This window comes from Finegoldia magna (genome assembly GCF_003182075.1).
GTDB lineage: Bacteria > Bacillota > Clostridia > Tissierellales > Peptoniphilaceae > Finegoldia > Finegoldia magna.
In genome coordinates this window covers 170,752-189,837 of record NZ_QGTH01000001.1, presented here as the reverse complement: position 1 = coordinate 189,837, position 19,086 = coordinate 170,752, and the positions used below count along the sequence as shown (strand labels likewise).

Genomic DNA, 19,086 nt, shown 5'->3' with positions numbered 1-19,086 from the left:
CTCCTTTAAATTCTCTTTATAGTTGGTTGGAACAAAATTCCATCACCCTTAAAATATTTACTAAACAATTCATAATATTCAAGTCTCAATGATTGAATGAACACAATCAAACCTTCAAGACCCAAAATCACGATATTTCCTACGATTATCATAGCTATGTTACCTGCATTAGTTCCAATCATTTTACCAATAGATGTAAATGCCAAGAACAAACCAACGTGGTTGATAGCAAAAGCACCCACTCTTATGAATGATACAGTTGAAGAAAACATTGAAATCAAAGTTTCAATAATTGAAAATGAACTTTCAACATAATAACCTGTAACATCCAAACCATTGTGAAGAGGTCGTCTCTTGTACAAAAGCTGTGTTAATGGAACTTTGAAAATCATGACAAAAATCACAATCAACATACACGCCGCAATCACTCCAACAGAAACAATGTGCAATTCTAATGCAACTGTTGCAGCTAATAATAAGAATAACAAGAATAGCAAAAATCCTGCCAAACCTTCTTGTCCGAAAAGTCCTTCTTGCACATCTTTGAAAATGTAATTGTTACATAATCCCAAAATGTAAGCTATCAGTAAAAGTACGACACCAAGTCCAATAGCTATAATCAAAACTTTGTTGATATTTTCAAATGGTTTCAAAAACAATGCCGGAATAATTCCTTCTAGTCCAAAGAAAGAACCGTAAAGAATTCCAAACACCATGGAACTTGCACCAATTCTTTCAAGAAGTCCGCCCATCATCTTATCTTTGAATTTCGCTAATAAGACACCTGCTACAAACATCACAGCGCCTTGTCCCAAATCCCCAAACATAGCACCGAACAACAACATATAAGTCAACCCAAAAAATACAGTAGGGTCGATTTCCTTGTAATTTGGAGTGCCATACATATTAACTAAAAGCTCAAACGGCTTAAAAAATTTGTTGTTTTTGAGCTTGGTGGGAGGAGTTAGTCCACTGTCATCTGCATCCAAGAAATTAATGAACATATCATCGTATGCAGATAATTTTTCTTGAACAACACTCTTAGCTGATTCAGGAACCCATCCTGCCAAGTAAAAGTAGTTTTCACTTCTTGCCAGTAAACTCTTCACATCTTCTAATTGAATCAACAAATTAGCAGAAATCACCATATCAATGATTTTGCTTTTGTTATCTCTGTAAATCTCATTTAAGCTTTGATTTAATTTTGAGATTTCAGCTCCCAAGTTTTCATTTTCCAATTCAATTTTGGAAATTATTTCTTTTGGAACCTCTTTTCTATTTTTATTAATATTGATATCAGTCCAATTCAACGATCTCAAAATTCTGTCTGTTTCAATGGACACATCTTTTGGATAAATAGCTACATAAACTTCCTTTTTGTTCTTACTTGCCAAATGAAGTACACTTGCCATGATATTATCGTAGTTTTTCTTCAACTTTAATCTATTTTCCTTAGACAAATAGCCAAAGCGATAATCGAAATACTTCATATCACACAAGCTTTCAATAGATACATCCAAATCTTCTATCAAATACAAATCTTCCAATTCTTTTTTATTTTCATCAATTTGGTTTTCACAATCGTAGATCTTGTCCACCTTAGATTTAATAGAACCGTAGAAGTCTTTGATTTCATCTTCGTTGTACTCTCTTTTTAATCTCTCATCTTTCAAATCAATTTTGAAAATATCCTTCAAATTGTCAGCAATAGAGTTCAAATCCTTAACATCCCTGTTTTCAAAACCAGTAACATTATTAAACTCCATAGTTTTTTCGATATTTTCACTATTGATATTAACGATAAAAGTATTGTTTTCGATTTGGCTCAAACTATCAGTAAGTTCGACACTTCCAATATCCAACAAATCTTTTATAGTGGATTCAAGATACTTCAGATTTCCAACTACATTCATCATGTACATTTTTTCTGCTCTCAATTTACCACTTCCTTAAACTCTTCTAATCAGATAAGACTTGGACTTTTCAAAATCCAAATTAAATCTCTTAGATTCCACACTTTTTTCAATATCAAATTTTTCAAACTCAAGTAATTCGCCAATCGCAATAAGTTTCGAAATATTGTACTTATTAGTATGTAGCAAATCCATAGCCTTGAAATAAAGATATCTGTAAACTCTCCTATCCATGTACAAATCAATATCATTTTCGGTATTAACTAAGAAAGAATACTTGCTTTCGGAAATAAACTTCATTAACTCATCAAAATCCATATACGAAATCTTCTTCAAATCGTCCAATTGGAACAATTTACCGCCCAAAATCGTAAAGTTGAAAATAATCTCGCTATTGATTTCATAATATTTGTTAGCTCTATAAATCCATTCCAAATTCAATAAGTCGATTTTTTCACCATAATAATCTTGGACAATCTTAGAATCTTGTTTCGATAAACCTTGACTCATCTTGATAATGTTTGAATAATAATTTCTATCCAAGTTCATCTCAATAAAAAACAAAATTCTGTGACGATTTTCTTCCTTGTACCTATCGACAATAGATTTGTATGGCTCATCTAACATATCCACAAAATCTTGAATCGTAGTCGACGAAGAAATTCGAGAAAATTTTGTATCCTTGAGAACTATAAGATTATCATTCAACCTATCGGTGTATTCCCTTCTAACGATAACACGCGCCAAAGTTTTAATATCTTCAACGACATAATACTCCAACAAAGAATTATAAAAATCCTTGTATCTGCCGTTCATATAATACTTCAACTTTTCTTCAGTTCTAATCATCTTATCATTAAGACTATTTTCAAACTGACTCACGCCCTCGTTTGCGTATTCACCCTCAATCTTTCCCAATTTCAAAAGATAATCATATTGATCCTTATTAGTATCAGCTTCTAATAATTTCTTAAAATCTTCATCAGACAAAAGCTCTGAGCTAATCTTAGAAATCTTAGTATTAAGCGCACTATATAATCTTGCAGATCCCATAATTACTCCGTAATAATGTTGAAGAATTTATCCACCAATTTATCCTCGTTTTTATCGAAGATTTCCTTCAAGTGATTTTTCTTTTCTTCAATACTCTTCTTTTGATTTTCGATATTATTGTTTTGGCTATTAATAATATCTTCATGGACAGAATTAAGTTTAGTTACAGATTCTGATTGATATTTGTCTTCAAGCTCTCTTATAGCTTCTTTTTGTTTTTTTTGTTCAGTCACAAGATCATTTTGAAAAGTTTCATCCAAATCCTGTGCTTTTTTATCAATCTCAATTATTTTATTGATTACATCTTTCATAAACTCACTTCCTCACATCTAACTATTATAACCCATATAATTTTTTAAATCTAAATTGATTTTAGATATATTGTTGAATTTTTTATAAAAATTGCTATATATATAAATGAAAACATTTTTATTATATTTTTTTGATTGCTGTAACTTTGATATTTTTAATTTACTTTTTCTAAAATGAAAAATAAATTTTTAAAAATTTAGACAAAGTTTTGCTTTTTGTGATTGAAATTTTAAAATTTTTTCAATAAAAAATGCTGCACTTTTTATTGTGCAGCACCCAAATACTTTATTTCATTGAATTTACTATTTGTTTCATATTGTCAACAGTTGTTCTACCTGTCAATGTATATCTAATTCCATCCGCTACAAAAACAGCTATCTTTTTAGATACGAAATCTTGTGGTTGATTACCGTCATTTTTTTCTTCGATTAAATTAACCTTATATCCTTGTTCTGAAACGAACTGCTCTACGAAACTATACATTCCTAAATAATCAGTAGTCCATAAATTATTAAGCTGAGTTTCACTTAAAACTATATCTGCTTGTAGTGATATTGGAGATTTGTACAATTTCCCTTCATCAAAACTATAAAATCCTTCATCATTATATGAATAGTTTGATGTGTCTCCAAGAATATAATTATCACACTTGATTATCGCATAATCTTTATTGTCAGTTTCAACATCTGTAATCATATATCTATCGTCTTTTGAAAGTTCACTATTTAAAAGGGAAACTTCCAATTGTTCTTGAATTTGTTTGTAATTCATTCTAGAAATAGATTGTTGTTTAATATTTTTTTCTCTATTTTTTATTTGTTTAGTAATCTTCATAGAATCTAATTCTGGTAATTCTAATTCATTAACCTTAGATTGTTCATTAACTAATTTAACCGCATAAACTGTTGAACTAAACACAATTGCAAAAACAACCATACATAAAACAATAGTTAATTTTTTTGTTGATTTTTCTCTACTATTATAATTTTTCATTTTAATTTCCTTTCATTTTTTCATTTTTATTGTTAAATTATATAACAATGTTGAGCATTTTGTTTTTTCTTAAACTTCATTATTGATTATATTATTTATGTTGTATTGACTTTAATTTATACCATTTCTCGTAATGTGTCAAGACTTTTTTTTAAGTTTCCCCAATAAAAAACTGGGAGATATTCTCCCAGCGATAAACTATTTTTTGTTTTTGATTCTATTGTATCTTTCTATGTTTTGTTCATTGGACAAAAAGTCGTATGCGTTGTTAACTTCTTGGAACTTAGCAGTTGCATCAGCTGCCTTGTTTATATCAGGGTGATATTTCTTGGCAAGTTTTCTGTAGTTCAATTTTATTTCGTACTTGTCTGCGTTGTATCCAACTCCCAACGTGTCACAATGTTGTTCGTAAGTTCTCACAAAATCGTCTACTGGATTTTGGTATTGATTTTGATATCCATATCCTTGTTGACCATAACCTTGGTTGTATCCACCGTATTGACCTTGTTGTTGGTAATACCCGAAATCATCGAAGCCAAATCCGTTTTGATTGAACCATTCGTTAAATCTTCTAGTCCATTCTTCTTGTTCACGTCTTTGTCGTTCTTCACGCGCTTTTCTTTCTTCTTCTTGTTTGTTGAAGATGTATTTTTTCTTGTAATCAGAATAAGAGGTGTATTTTGTTTGTGAATTATTGAGATAATAATCCCCGTATCCAAGTAAGAATTCAACCATAGAATATTTTACATATTTTAGATAATTGACGAATCCTTTACCCAAAATAGGAAATATCGTTATGAACAAAACCGTAAATGTAATCCATTTGTATTTGAAAAATATATAAGGAAAGAACAATATAAATATACAACCGAAGGATAATATGGATCCTAGTACATACCTAAATCCCACAGTTAAATTCACCAATGTTTCTATAAATGCTATTAAAAATCCGAAAAATCCATCTAAAAATTTCGCAAATCCTTTTACGAAACCTCCCCATGCTTTCTTCATTTATTCACCTACTTCCAATTTCTTTTAATTTATTATATCATACTAATGACACAAATTAGATAGTTTATGAAAGAGGTAATATGATTAATTTACTTGAATCACAAAATATAAATAAAAATTTAATAAAAGATGTAGAAAACTTTTTGAAGGACAATGATGTAAATGACAAATTCAAATCCAGAATTCCTAAACCACGATTTAACTACTATGGAAAAGAAGTTTTGGAGATGGCTATAACAAGCATTTTGGAAGCGAATAATTTGCTATTGGTTGGTCCTAAAGCTACCGGCAAGAATATATTGTGCGATAATTTGGCATATATTTTCCAAAGACCACAATGGAATATTTCTTTTCATGTGAACACGGATTCTGAAAGTTTGATTGGTATGGATACTTTGAAAAACGATGAAGTTATTTTCAGAGCAGGTCCGGTGTTGGAATCTTCATTGAATGGAGGTTTCTGCGTGTTCGATGAGATTAATATGGCTAAGAACGATTCTGTTGCTATTATGCACTCCGTTTTGGATTATCGTCGAATTATAGATATACCTGGTTTTGAAAAAGTAGATATTCACGATAAAACAAGATTCTTAGCTACAATGAATTACGGATACGCTGGTACTCGTGAAATCAATGAAGCGTTGTTGTCCAGATTTTTTGTCATAGATATGCCAAAAACAGACGAAAAAACTTTGAACAAGATACTTTCAGAAGAATTTTCATTGACAGACACCGCTCAAAAAATGTTCGTGAGATTTTTTATGGATTTACAAGAAAAAAGTTTGAATTCTGAAATTTCTGGAAGATGTATCGACTTGCGTGGTTTGTTATCTTCAATCCATGCTATGAAAAGAGGTTTGAGCGTTAAATCAAGCTTAAAACTTGGAATTGTCAATAAAACATTTGATGAATTTGAAAAAACAATCGTGCAAGATATTATCGATACTATATTTAAGGACGATTTAAAACCGGAAGAGATATTTGAATAATGGAAGATTCAAGGTCCAAAAATCTATTTTGGTTGTTGAGTGAAGATTACAACATTAACCCTAATTTAGATTTTATTACAAAAGAAAATGTCAATTCAGAGATTTTTCAGACTGCGCTTTTTGGATTTGCCCACAGATTCTACGATATGAATTCCGTTATGAAAATAATTGATAATGTGTCAAATAAAACGGATATTTTTACTATTTTGATGATAATTTTAGATAACAATCTAAAAGAAAAAATGTTAAATGAAAGAAATGGGCTTGAGGATTTTGACAAGTTACAGAAATTATACTATTCTGACAAGTATTATAGGTCCAATCCTAGAAACATTTCTGAAGAATTGGAAAAATATCATTACACTGATAAGCCCTGGACAACTACAAAATCCATCAGAGAAATCTTGATGTTGACTAAAACAAAGTGCAATGATAGCTTGTCTCTTATAAATCTTTTGATTGAGATTATAAATAAATATTTCTACTCATATAAAGATATTAGCAATAATGATAATTTCGAAAAGATAAAAAAAGAAGTCAAACCAGTTATCCAGAAAACTAATCAGAAAATTATAACAAAACAAGAAAATGTATCTCAACTTGAAAAATATTCCATTGGATCACAAGAATTTACTGAAGATTTGTACAAATTATTGGAAGATGAGGATGTCGACAACGACTCTTCCACTCAAAAAACTTCCCGTACTAAGGATGTTCATCAAAATATCGAAAGATTGTACGGAAAAAGTATCGTCGATCAATCTATTTTGAATTCTTTGAAAAATAAACTGTCTACCGATATTCATTCTGATATAAATTTTCACATAGTGAATGCCAATTCCACTAGAATTGAAAACTACAGAACGAATCTTTTGGTAGAATCTTACAATGAGAATATTAAACATTTCGAGAAAAATATCCTCATTTACAATCGCCAAGTCAATGTTTTAAGTGAAATGCTGAAACTTGCTCTTCTCAAAAATGAAGATGATGATGTTAGAAGGTCGACGTTCGGAACTATCGATATCAAAAGAGCATGGCGTCACACCAAACTAAACGACAATAAAATTTTTAACAAAATCTACAAAAACGAAAACAGTCCAATGTCTGTTGATTTATTGCTGGATATGTCTGCGAGTCAAAGTGGGAAGAAGGAAATAATAGCAGCACAAGCTTATGTTATAGCGAAAGCATTAAGTGATTTGTCCATAAAAGTTCGTGTACTTGGTTTTCAAAATATGTACGATTATTTGATAATTACAAAATTCAAAGACTACGACGAGCAAAACTGCAAAAATATTTTTCATTATCATCCAGAAGGCTCAAACAGAGATGGATTGGCACTCAAATTTATGAGAAATATTATGACGGAACAAATGGAGTCCAAACTTTTGATAATGCTAACAGATGGTAAGCCCAACAATATTGTAAATCTCAATTTTGTTGGCAAAACCAGATTTAAAGCAGAAGATTATGTCGGAGAATTGGCAGTAAAAGACAGCGCAAAAGAAGTATTCTTGACTAGAATGCAAAAAATAAAATTACTAGGTGTGTTCACTGGATCACAAGACGATTTGACTTTTGAGAAGGAAATCTTCACTAATGATTTCTGCTACATTAAATCTCCTGAAATGTTTAGCAAAACCGTCGGCTCATTTATCAAAAATATAATATCTAATATGTAATTAATTGCAAAACGAAACCGTTAGAACCAGCTGATTCTAACGGTTTATTTATAATTTATTTTCATCAACTAATATGATGTCGTCCATTGTGGTTTTGTTCAAATCAATCAATCTTTGATTTGAAGATCCACGAAACTTCAATCTCAAATCTTTTAATTCTTCTACGAATCTTCCATCAACAAGTACATCGCACATGTCCAATAGTTTTTTGCAGTTTTGTTTTTGAGAAAGTGTTTCGTAAGTGTATCCCGAAAAAATCCAGATACTTTTGTTCGTATTTTCTCTGATTTTTGCCACAATTTCTATCAAATCATCGCATGATTCGAATGGTTCTCCACCTAAAATTGTGAGTCCATCAATTTCTTCTCGATTCAAATAATCTATTACTTGATTTGTTTGCGTATCGGTCCATTTTTCTCCAAAATTGGGATCTTGATATTCTTTGTTAAAACAATTCTTGCAATTGAGGCTGCATCCTGTTACAAAAAACGTGCATCTAATTCCAGGGCCGTTTGCCACATCGTATTGTCTGATTTGTGCGTAATTCATTAAATGTGTAATACCCTATCTTTGATTTCTTTTGTTCTTCCTTCGTTCCAGAAATTTTCTCCAAGATATCCACAAGTTCTTCTAACAACATTCATCGTAGCATGGTCTTTGTTTCCACATTGTGGGCATTGCCAATCACCATCTTCGTTGATTGTAATTTCTCCATCGAAACCACAGTTTTGACAATAGTCGCTTTTTGTGTTGAATTCTGCGTATTGAATATTATCGTAAATGTATTTGACAAGAGTTTCCAAAGCTTTCAAATTCTTGCTCATGTTTGGAATTTCTACATAAGAAATACATCCGCCTGATGATTTGTCTTGGAATTTCGATTCAAATGAGAACTTTTCAAAAGCAGATATTTCTTCTCTTACATCAACGTGGAATGAATTTGTGTAGTAACCTTTATCTGTGATGTTTTCGATTACTCCGAATCTTTCCCTGTCGATACTATTAAATCTGTGAGTTAGACTTTCTGCTGGAGTTCCATACAATGCAAATCCTAGATTAGTTTCCTTTTTCCATTGTTTTATTTTTTCATTCATGATATCCATTATTTTCATTGCAAATTCTTTGCCTTTTGGATTTGTGTGGCTTTCACCAATTGTTAGTAGCGTTGCTTCGTAAATTCCAATGTAACCCAAAGTCACAGTCGCATATCCTCCTATCAACAAATCTTTGATTGGTGTGTGTGGTTTAAGTCTCGCGATAGCTCCGTGTTGCCAATGAATTGGAGAAGAATCACTAGTGACATCTTTTAGTAAATCGTAACGCAACACTCCTGCACGCTTACACATTTCTAATCTTTTGTCTAATATTTCGAAGAATTTATCTTCGTCTCCATCTGCCAAAATTCCGATTTGTGGTAAATTAATCGTAACAACTCCGATATTAAATCTACCTTCAAATTGATAGTTTCCATGTTCATCTTTCCATGGAGACAAGAACGCTCTGCATCCCATTGGACTGAAGACATTTCCTTCGTAGTTTTCTCTCATTTTCTTAGCCGAAATGTAATCAGGGTACATTCTCTTAGCTGTGCAACGAATTGCAAGTGAAGTCAAATGATAAAATTCGCTGTCCTTGTGAATGTTATTTTCATCCAAAACGTAAATTAATTTAGGGAATGCTGGTGTAACATACACTCCTGCTTCATTTTTAATTCCTTGAATTCTTTGCTTCAAAATTTCTTCTATTATCTTTGCAGTTTCTTCCTTGTATTCATCGTGATCTTCAATAAACATAAACAAAGTCACAAATGGAGCTTGTCCATTGGAAGTCATCAATGTATTGATTTGATATTGGATTGTTTGAATTCCCGATTCCAAATCTTTTTGAGTCATCTTATCTGCCATTTTTTCAGCCATATCGATGTCTCCAAGAGTTTCAATACACAAATTCAAATTCTTTTCGTAAGATTTTCTCAAATACTTTGACAAACATCTAATATCGATACTTTGACCACCGTATTGATTACTTGCTATTTGCGCGATTATTTGAGTCATTACATTACAAGCAACTTGGAATGATTTTGGCGATTCGATTAATTTGCCATTTACAACAGTTCCTTTGTCAAGCATATCTTTCATATTTACAAGACAACAGTTAAACATAGGTTGAATTATGTAATCCATATCGTGAAGGTGAATTGCTCCTTCATCGTGAGCTTGAAGCAAATCTTGTGGAATAAGTTTTCTTCTAGCAATATCCTTGCTAACTTCACCAGCGATTAAATCTCTTTGAGTAGAAGCTATCACAGCGTTTTTGTTGGAGTTTTCTTCTAACAAATCCTTGTTACTTTCTTCCAATAAACCGATTATACTTTCATCAGTCGTGTTAGTTTCTCTTTTATATTTTTGTACGGCTTTATAGTTTTCGTATGCTCTTGCCGTAGCGGGATTGTTGTACTGAATTAACTTATAATACACTTGGTCTTCGATATCGGTAATACTCAAAACTTTTCCAATCGTTTTGGCATATCCTTCAATTTCTTTGGCGATTTTTTCAGCCAAATTTTCCTCGTAAATTCCTGTACTACTATTCATAGCTTTTTCTATCGCAACGACAATTTTTTTAGCATCAAATTCAACTTGTCGTCCGTCTCTTTTTTCTACAGTTAGCATTTGCAATCCCTCTTCTCTTTCCTTTTTTTATAAGATTAAATTATTTTTTTACTATTTCCTAATACTGCTTTATTATATCAAATACTACAGATAGTATCAATATGTGGGTTTTTGATTTTTATTCATACTATATATAGTTAGTAGGATTTAAAACATTAAAAAAGCACCTTATCAAAAAGGTGCTCTGCATAATAATTTAATTGTGGCAAATTTAAGCTAATATTTATAATTTTAAAATTATTTTAAAATTCCAAATTCATATCCCTTATCTTTAAAATTTTTAATAATTGCTGAAAGTGAATCAACAGTTAGTTGTTTTCCTGGTGCATCGTGACACAAAACTACAACTAAATCTTGCTCAGCTTGATAAGTTAATGAAGTATTTGCAAATTCAACCATACCTTCTACTGTCGTTGGTCTTCTGCTTTTTGGTTCAGCATCTCCAACTAAACTGTTCCAATCTATCCAGTGAATGCCCAAAGATTCTAATGCATCATCGCCTGGCTTTAATTGTTGCCAACTCATGTGTCCGCCCGGATATCTCCACACACTCGTTTTAAAATCAGGACCAAGCACATCTTGCAATGCTTTTTGTGCCATTTCAGCTTCTTTTTTAATTCTATCAGCGTTTGCAACTCTTCCTGGATATAATTTTGAATAATCGTGTTCAAAAGAGTGAAGAGCAATTGCGTGACCTTCATTTAATTGGCGTTCCAAAATATCTTTTGCATCTTGTGTGATATGTTTACCAACTACAAAAAATGTAGCAGGAACATTTTCTTTCTTTAATACATCCAAAACTTGTGGAGTTATGCTGTGATTTGGACCATCATCAAAAGTCAAGAAACAAATTTTTTTGTTGTCTGTATTTTTAACATAGCCTTCAGACTTTGTAGGTCTAATAAATTGACTAATTGTTTTGGCATCATAAGCATAAGAATCTGCTTTTAAAATATGATTTGAACCCTTCATTAATTTATTAGGATCTGGTTTTGGCTCTTCTTTTTTATCAGCAGTTTTTTTGCTTGATTTCTTGGAAGAACTCTCAGCTACTTTTGGATTAAGACTTTGTTCGCTGTTGGCCACTTTTACTGCAATAAAACTTCCTACAGCCAACACAAAAACCAAAAGAACTATTGAATTGATGATTTTTTTTCTTCTCTTGCGTTTTCTTCTCGCTTCTCTTTCTTCTCTCATAATTTCTCCTATTTCTTATTTAAAATCTCTAAAGCTTTTTGAAGTTGATTATCTTCTTTCATAAACTCAACTCCGATACCCTTAGATTTTTCATCTAATTTAATTTCAACATCTGGTTTAACACCTTGTTTGTGAATTTTGTTACCCTTTGGTGAAAAATACTCGCTAATTGTAAGCTTCAATCCCTCGCCTTTTTCCATCGGAATAATCGTTTGAACAATACCTTTTCCGAAAGTTTTCTCTCCGACAATTGTAGCTTTCTTGTAATCCTTCAAAGCCCCCGTCAAAATCTCAGATGCAGATGCACTTGAACCATTCACAAGAACTACCATTGGTAGATTTTGTTCCGAAGAATCACTCTTTTGGACATCTTCTTTTTTATTCTTATCTACAGTCTTAACTATTACTCCTTGTGGAAGAAGATAATCTGCTATTTTAACCGTAGAATCCAATAAACCACCAGGGTTGTTACGCAAATCCAAAACAATTGATTTCACATTTTGCTTTTTCAAATTTTCGTATTGTTCGATAAACTCCTTGTCAGTTTTCCTATCAAATTGAGTTATGTTGATATATCCAATATCTCCAATTTTTTGAGAATTAACAGTAGTCAAACTAATCATACGACGCGTAATATTTACATCGAAAATCTTACTAGTTTTATTCTCCATTCTGGCAATAGTAAGCTTAACATCTGTATTAGGTTTACCTTTCATAACCTTCACTGCATCATTCATTTGTGATGCATTGTAATCCTTGCCGTTAATTTTAAGTATAATATCATCTTTTTTGATGCCTTTTTCAAAAGCTGGACTGCCTTTAATAGCGCTAACAACAGTTATAGCACCAGTTTCAGAAGGAGTAACCACAATTCCAACACCTGCATATTCTCCCTCAGTTTGTTGATTCAAACTATCCATCTCTTCCTTAGTCAAAAACTCAGAATAAGGATCTCCCAAAGCTTTTACATAGCCTTCAACAGCTCCTTCTTGTTGCTTGTTCTTGTCTATATCAAAAAGATAATATTGGTCAATCAAGTTTTCAATCTTATTGATCTTCGCTAATGGAATACCATTTTCATTGGCAATCGCTGTTCTTTTTCCTGTAGCATTTCCTACAGAAAAACTTAGATACACCAATAAGCAAAGCCCCAATCCAATAAAAACTTTTTTAAATGTTTTCATAAATCACCTCTAACTAATATATAGTATAACAGATTAACGATTTTTTGTATTAAAATTGAGTTACAATTTGTCTAAGATTATTGTGCTTTTAATTAAAAAAATATCCTCTTTTAATAAATAAAAGAAGATATTAATTAAATTATTAATTGTTAATAGCATAATTCATAACCTTGTCATTGCCAATGGCGTAATCTTCGATTTGATTTTCGATAAACATATCAGGATACCACGTCAAACCATCTCTTTTATTAAGATTAGAACAGTGCATTATATCATTATAGTTATAGTCAAATCTAAATAAATAACTTGATGCAGATGAAATAAATAGGTGACTATTTCCAAAATACAACATAGAACCTGCAGATGTTGTCCAACCAGATGGTCCTCCTGTAAAATTACCTACTATAGTAACATTATTTAACCCCCTCTTAATATCATCAATTAAAAATGTCGCTGCTGAATAAGAATTGTAATCTGTCAAAACTCTGAATTCAAGTTGTGGATTTGATATTTGATATGTTTGTAATTTTCTAGATAGCTCTCTAAAATGTGTCGTTTCTCCTCCATTATTGTATCTAAGGTCTAATATGATCTTGTTCGTATTATTTTTCTTGATAATACTATCCATATTTTTTTCTAGATTTTTTAAACTAATCTCATCACTTTTATCAGCTGCCTGATTATATTTTACAATGAGGCTTCCTTCTCTTTCGTAACAATAAAATGCTTCGTCATCGGTAAATCTTTCCTTATTATTTTGTACGAATTTTTTACCTATTTTATCATTAATATCATAAACAAATCTCTTTGATTCACTACCTTCAAAATATTGTTTGAAGATTTTAGTAGGTTCCATTTTTATAGCTTCTATATCGATATTTTGAATCTTGCCATCATTTTCTAGTTCTAGTGATAACCTGTTATTCTTACTTATATTTTCTTTATTATATATATCAATATAACTCAAGTAATATGATTCAAGTTTAGCTTTCTTAAAATATTCATTTTCTCCTGAAACATATTTATAAAACTTATCAAGCAAACTTTTTGCAGACTCTCCATTGATGCTAATAATTTTACTATACAGTAAATTCTTGTAATTTTCTGTAGTATTAATTATGTAAATATCGTCATCAATAATTTTCATTTTTATCGGTAAATAAGCACTACCTACATTAAACATGCCAAGAGCATGACCATCATTAGTCATAGCGATAATTTTATCCATATCAAACTTCAAATCAGCAACCGTTCGCCCTGTTTTGTTTTGTATAATTTTATTTAATTCTTTTTTCATTTCATCTTCTGTAGAATACCCAAGATAAGACTGAGATTGATTAAAATAATGAAGAAAATTAGATAAATCTGTATTATATTCCTTATCAGTTAAAGTCTTATTAAAATCTATATTTTGTACAACAGTCGTCTTAAGCTTACTGTAGTCTACATTTTCATCTTGAAACATAGAATTTACATCTATTGTTAATACTTCAACATCATCTAATTCACTATCTGCAAAACTGTTTGTATTTGTTAATAACAGACCTATTATTAACACAGACACCAAAGTTATTGTTTTTAATTTTTTCATAAATCTCCTCCTATATTTAATTTTATTGATTTCTCAATGCGTAATTCATAACCCTGTCATTGCCAATGGCGTAATCTTGGATTTGATTTTCGATAAACATATCGGGATACCACGTTAATCCATCTCTTTTATTAAGATTGGAACAGTGTACTACGTCTTCTAATGTATAATCGTATCTTCTAACTCCACTTGATTTTTTGACAAATAATTTACTATTTCCTAAATACATAATTGTTGACGTTTCTGTCGTCCAACCAGAAGGTCCTCCAGTATTTTCCCCAATTATCTGAAGATTATCAAAATTTCTCTTGACTCCATCTACGAAAAAGGATCCAGCAGAGTAATTTTTTGATCCAGTTAATAATTTTATTTCCAATTTTGGATTCAATAGTTGATATCTTTTCAGTGCCAATTCAAGTTCTCTTGCATGTGTTGGCCAACCACCTGTATTGTATCTGACATCTACAATTATTTTTTCTACATTATTTTGTGAAACATCTTTATCCATTTTTTCTATCATATTTTCCAAGATGTTATCTTTATCAGTATTATAACAATTGTTGTATTGGATAATTAAGTTATTATCGTTTATATAATAATGAAATGGTTTCATTTGCATGTATCTCATCTTGTCATTTTTTATGAATTTATCTTTTGCGATATCTGTCATATCGTATATGATTTGAGAAAAATCCGTATTTTCATAATGATATTTATTTATTTTAACATCTGGCAAATCTATCATTTTGATTGTTTTATTAAGTTTTTTGCCATCAGTTTCTATCTGTAATTTTAATTCTCCATTTTTAATTATATTTTCTTTTTCTAGTGCATCTCCATAATATAGATAGAAATCTTTTATTATCGTATTTTTGAAATATTTATTTTCTGCTGAAGTGTATTTGTATAATCTTTTTGTTATGTCCTTGGTATCAATATCATCAAATTTTATTATCTTAGAATATAATAAATCTTCGTATTCAGGTGTTGTATTAATTATGTAATAATCTCCATTAATAATTCTAATCTTAATTGGCATACAGCTTTTCCCTATTTCATACATAGCTGATGTATGTCCATCATGAGTGTTTGCAATTAATTTTGCAAAATCCAAGTTTAAATCAGATACCGTTTTATTATCCGATGTTTTCAACAGTTCTTCCCCAAGTTTTTCTAATTCTTCTCTTGTAGAATTTCCTAAATAAGCTTGCCATTCCAAATAATAACTGATAAAATTCTTCATATCTTTTTCATACTCAGATTTCGTAAGTACTCTGTTTAATTCAATTTTCCCCAATTGTTTAACTCTTAAATCATCGGGATTGTAATTTTCTAATTTCAAATTATCTTCTATTGGAAATGTAAGAATTTCATTATCCAATTCATTCTTTGCAAATCCTCGTGTTTGCATATTTAATGCAAGAATGCACGTTAGTAAGAATAAAAATATTTTTTGAATTCTCTTAGTTTTTTTCATTTTAGTTCCTCTTAAATATTGTCAATCGTTTTCTACAATTCCATCTTACAAATAAAATACTTAATTGTCAAACATTTGGTTATATATTTCTCCAAATATTTTCTGGAGATTTATTGCAATAAAAAAACTAAGTTATTGCTAACTTAGTTTCATAATTATCTTAAATAATTTAGTGGATCAGTGTGTTGACCATTAAATCTTACTTCGAAATGAAGGTGAGATCCTGTTGAATATCCAGTTGATCCCATAAAAGCAATTAATTGTCCACGTTTTACTCTTTGACCAACGCTACAGTTATATCCACTCAAGTGTCCATAGTATGTCAATGCTCCATTATCGTGTTGAACTTTTACAAGATTTCCGTAGCCACCGCTCCATCCAACATGAACTACAACTCCATCTTCTGCAGATACAATTTGTGTTCCCAATGGTGCTGCAATATCAAGTCCTGTGTGGAATCCTGAACCATGTCCAAATGGATCACTTCTCCATCCGTAAAAAGAAGTCATTCTGTGAGATGATGGTACTGGCCATTGTAAGTATGCTCCGTCATTATTGATGACTGGTGCTGAAATATTAGTATTGAATGCCTTGTTTCTTTGCAACATTTCACGTCTTCTTTTTTCAGCTTGAGCTCTTTGTGCTGCAAGTAATTTTGCTTGTAGTATTGCCTTTTTTTCTTGGTCGATTTTGCCGTCAATTTTTTCAAGTTCTTTAATTAATGAGGATATTTCTGATTCAGTCATGCTGACATTTTTTGAAATATCGTCTATTAACTTTTGTTGTTCTGCCAATGTATCATTTAATGCTACGACTTTTAATTCCAAATTCTTTTTTACAATTTCCATTGTTTGCATCTTGGATTTTAGTTCGTCTTGTTTGTAATCTAATGAGATTTTTTCGTGTTTCAAATCATTCAATAGATTTTTGTCAAATCTAGCAATGTAATTCATCAAACTTACGTTGTTCAATAAATCATTCAAATTTCCAGATCCGAAAAGCACATCGACCTTTGCGCCGTCTTTTGATATGTACATTCCTTTTAATCTTTTTTGAAATTCTTTTGTTTTTTGGCTGATACTAGATTTGTAATTTTCGATTTCTTTTTTAGTGTCATCTATTGATTTGTTAATTTTTGCCAATTCTTGTTGCTGAATAGCAAGTTCTGACTGAGTTTGAGTTAATTTTAAATTGATATTCTTTAACTTTTCCAACTCAGCGTCTTTATCATCTTTTAATTTATTTAGGTTGGATTTAGATTCGTTTAAATCCGAAGTTTTTGCTTTTTTTTCGTTATTTAATTCGGTTAATTTGTCTGCATACACTGCATTAGTCATAAGCATCATGCACAAGGCTAATGCGACAATTTTCTTCTTCATAATTCCTTCCTTATATTTTGAGATATTTTTTGCTACTTAATACGGAACCGAATGCTCCAATTCCGATACCTAGACTGATAAAAATCTTCAATAAATCCCACCTAATCATCACTGGTGGAACCAAATAAGTTGATATCAATCCATACACAGTCTTATTATACCTCAAATATCCATATCTGTACAAGTAATAACAAGCCAAAAACGCAACCACAGCGCCAATTATTCCGAAAAATATTCCCTCAACAACAAGCGGTGCAGATATTACCAAATTCGATGCACCAATATTTTTCTTAATGGCAATTTCTTTTCTTCTGGCATACACAGTTAATCTAATCGTATTTGAAATATTTATTATTGAAATCATCACTAATATTGCAACTACGATTGATCCAGCGTATTTTACAATTCTAGATGCATTTGAAATTTTCGCAATTAAATCCTTGTAAAAACTTACCTTTTCAACGCCATCTATTTTTTGAAATTCTCTGACGTATTGTTCAGCATCGTTTACATTCTTCAGTGTAATTTCAAATGATGCAGGAAAAGCTGATTCCATTCCTTCAATCAAAGTTTTATCATCTAAAGACTTGGAGAAATTCTTCATAGCTTGTTTGTTGGAAACATACTTCAAATCCTTAATTCCATCTTTTTGTTTGATAATTTGTTCAATCTTTTTCGTCTTGTCCTCTTGAATTCCATTTTCCAAGTACACATTGACAAGATTAACTTTTCCTTCTATGTCTTTTACAGCTTGATTCATCGTCAACATAGATATAATTACAGATCCCAAAATCAAAAGCGCCAGAGATATCGTCGTCAAAGATGCAAGTCCCATCGATCTGTTTTTCCAAATACCTACAAATCCTTCCTTCAAAGTGGATATCATAACTCTAATTCTTCTCATACATTCCACCTTCTTCATCTCTAACAATAATTCCTTTGTCCAATTGAATTACTCTTTTTTGTAATTTGTTAACAATATCCTTCTCGTGAGTTATCATCAAAACAGTCGTGCCACGTTCATTAATTCTAACCAAAGCATTGGCTATGTCCATGCTTGTGACTGGGTCCAAATTCCCCGTAGGTTCGTCTGCAATAAGTAGTTTAGGTTTATTAACCATTGAACGTGCAATGCACACTCTTTGCATTTCCCCACCGGATAATTCGTGTGGATATGCATTCTTTTTGTCTTTCAAATTTACCAAATCAAGCACAGTATCAATCGTAGATTTTATCTCTGAAGAGCTTTTCCCCAAAATTTGCATAACGTATTTTATGTTTTGGTACACAGTTTTATTCTCCAATAATTTAAAATCTTGAAACACCATTCCTATACTTTGTCTTAATTTAGGAACCTTTCGTGCTTTTAATCTGGTTATGTCTTCACCGTAAAGGTAAATCTTACCCCTATCTGGATTTATTTCTTTAAGTATAAGTTTAGTAATAGTTGATTTGCCCGCACCGCTTGGCCCAATCAAAAAAACAAATTCACCTTGTTCAATTTTAAAATTGCAATCGTTTAGTGCGCACACTTTATTTTTATATGTCTTATCGACATGAACGAATTCTAACATTTTTCACCTCGTAAACCTAATTATATCACAGTCTTTTTAAATTTTTAAACAACTGG

16 protein-coding genes are annotated in these 19,086 nt (G+C 31.0%); 2 read left to right on the top strand and 14 right to left on the bottom strand.

Features of this window, described 5'->3' with window-relative positions:
- Positions 1-5: 5 nt before the first annotated feature.
- The 5 genes from DES33_RS00795 to DES33_RS00775 form a co-directional block, all read right to left on the bottom strand.
- On the bottom strand, positions 6-1,937 hold the full coding sequence (locus DES33_RS00795; RefSeq protein ID WP_110057830.1) for a V-type ATP synthase subunit I: 1,932 nt from the start codon (positions 1,935-1,937) through the stop codon (positions 6-8).
- A gap of 12 nt (positions 1,938-1,949) precedes the next feature.
- Complete coding sequence (locus DES33_RS00790; RefSeq protein WP_094224951.1) at positions 1,950-2,966, bottom strand: V-type ATPase subunit; 1,017 nt, start codon at positions 2,964-2,966, stop codon at positions 1,950-1,952.
- A gap of 2 nt (positions 2,967-2,968) precedes the next feature.
- The gene (locus DES33_RS00785) at positions 2,969-3,277 is read right to left on the bottom strand and encodes a hypothetical protein (protein WP_110057829.1); all 309 of its coding nucleotides are present in this window, start codon (positions 3,275-3,277) and stop codon (positions 2,969-2,971) included.
- 286 nt (positions 3,278-3,563) lie between these two features.
- Positions 3,564-4,271, bottom strand: a complete 708-nt coding sequence (locus tag DES33_RS00780) for a hypothetical protein (RefSeq protein WP_110057828.1) — start codon at positions 4,269-4,271, stop codon at positions 3,564-3,566.
- Between the two features lie 198 nt (positions 4,272-4,469).
- Positions 4,470-5,282 (bottom strand): J domain-containing protein, encoded by an 813-nt coding sequence (locus tag DES33_RS00775; protein WP_094207416.1) that lies wholly within the window; start codon positions 5,280-5,282, stop codon positions 4,470-4,472.
- 80 nt (positions 5,283-5,362) lie between these two features.
- On the opposite strand from DES33_RS00775, the gene DES33_RS00770 reads away from it, so the two are divergent.
- A complete protein-coding gene (locus tag DES33_RS00770; protein ID WP_110057827.1) occupies positions 5,363-6,271 on the top strand; it encodes an AAA family ATPase in 909 nt (302 codons plus the stop codon).
- Positions 6,271-7,956, top strand: a complete 1,686-nt coding sequence (locus tag DES33_RS00765) for a vWA domain-containing protein (RefSeq protein ID WP_110057826.1) — start codon at positions 6,271-6,273, stop codon at positions 7,954-7,956. The genes DES33_RS00770 and DES33_RS00765 overlap by 1 nt, the downstream gene beginning before the upstream one ends.
- 48 nt (positions 7,957-8,004) lie before the next feature.
- On the opposite strand, the gene nrdG is transcribed toward DES33_RS00765, so the two are convergent.
- From nrdG to ftsE, 9 genes are all read right to left on the bottom strand, one after another.
- A complete protein-coding gene (gene nrdG / locus DES33_RS00760) occupies positions 8,005-8,505 on the bottom strand; it encodes an anaerobic ribonucleoside-triphosphate reductase activating protein (protein WP_110057825.1) in 501 nt (166 codons plus the stop codon).
- Positions 8,505-10,628: an anaerobic ribonucleoside-triphosphate reductase gene (nrdD, locus tag DES33_RS00755; protein ID WP_094223669.1), complete on the bottom strand. Its 2,124-nt coding sequence runs from the start codon at positions 10,626-10,628 to the stop codon at positions 8,505-8,507. Before nrdD ends, nrdG begins: the two co-directional genes overlap by 1 nt.
- Before the next feature lie 237 nt (positions 10,629-10,865).
- Positions 10,866-11,825 carry a polysaccharide deacetylase family protein gene (locus DES33_RS00750; protein ID WP_110057824.1) on the bottom strand — a complete coding sequence of 320 codons (960 nt, stop codon included), beginning with the start codon at positions 11,823-11,825 and terminating at the stop codon, positions 10,866-10,868.
- 8 nt (positions 11,826-11,833) lie between these two features.
- Positions 11,834-13,009, bottom strand: a complete 1,176-nt coding sequence (locus DES33_RS00745) for a S41 family peptidase (RefSeq protein WP_110057823.1) — start codon at positions 13,007-13,009, stop codon at positions 11,834-11,836.
- 142 nt (positions 13,010-13,151) lie between these two features.
- The gene (locus tag DES33_RS00740; RefSeq protein WP_110057822.1) at positions 13,152-14,600 is read right to left on the bottom strand and encodes a S41 family peptidase; all 1,449 of its coding nucleotides are present in this window, start codon (positions 14,598-14,600) and stop codon (positions 13,152-13,154) included.
- A gap of 22 nt (positions 14,601-14,622) precedes the next feature.
- The gene (locus DES33_RS00735; RefSeq protein WP_110057821.1) at positions 14,623-16,077 is read right to left on the bottom strand and encodes a S41 family peptidase; all 1,455 of its coding nucleotides are present in this window, start codon (positions 16,075-16,077) and stop codon (positions 14,623-14,625) included.
- 155 nt (positions 16,078-16,232) lie between these two features.
- The gene (locus DES33_RS00730; protein WP_110057820.1) at positions 16,233-17,456 is read right to left on the bottom strand and encodes a murein hydrolase activator EnvC family protein; all 1,224 of its coding nucleotides are present in this window, start codon (positions 17,454-17,456) and stop codon (positions 16,233-16,235) included.
- A gap of 10 nt (positions 17,457-17,466) precedes the next feature.
- Complete coding sequence (gene ftsX / locus DES33_RS00725) at positions 17,467-18,360, bottom strand: permease-like cell division protein FtsX (protein ID WP_110057819.1); 894 nt, start codon at positions 18,358-18,360, stop codon at positions 17,467-17,469.
- Complete coding sequence (gene ftsE, locus DES33_RS00720; RefSeq protein WP_002835102.1) at positions 18,347-19,030, bottom strand: cell division ATP-binding protein FtsE; 684 nt, start codon at positions 19,028-19,030, stop codon at positions 18,347-18,349. The genes ftsX and ftsE overlap by 14 nt, the downstream gene beginning before the upstream one ends.
- Between the last annotated feature and the right edge of the window lie 56 nt (positions 19,031-19,086).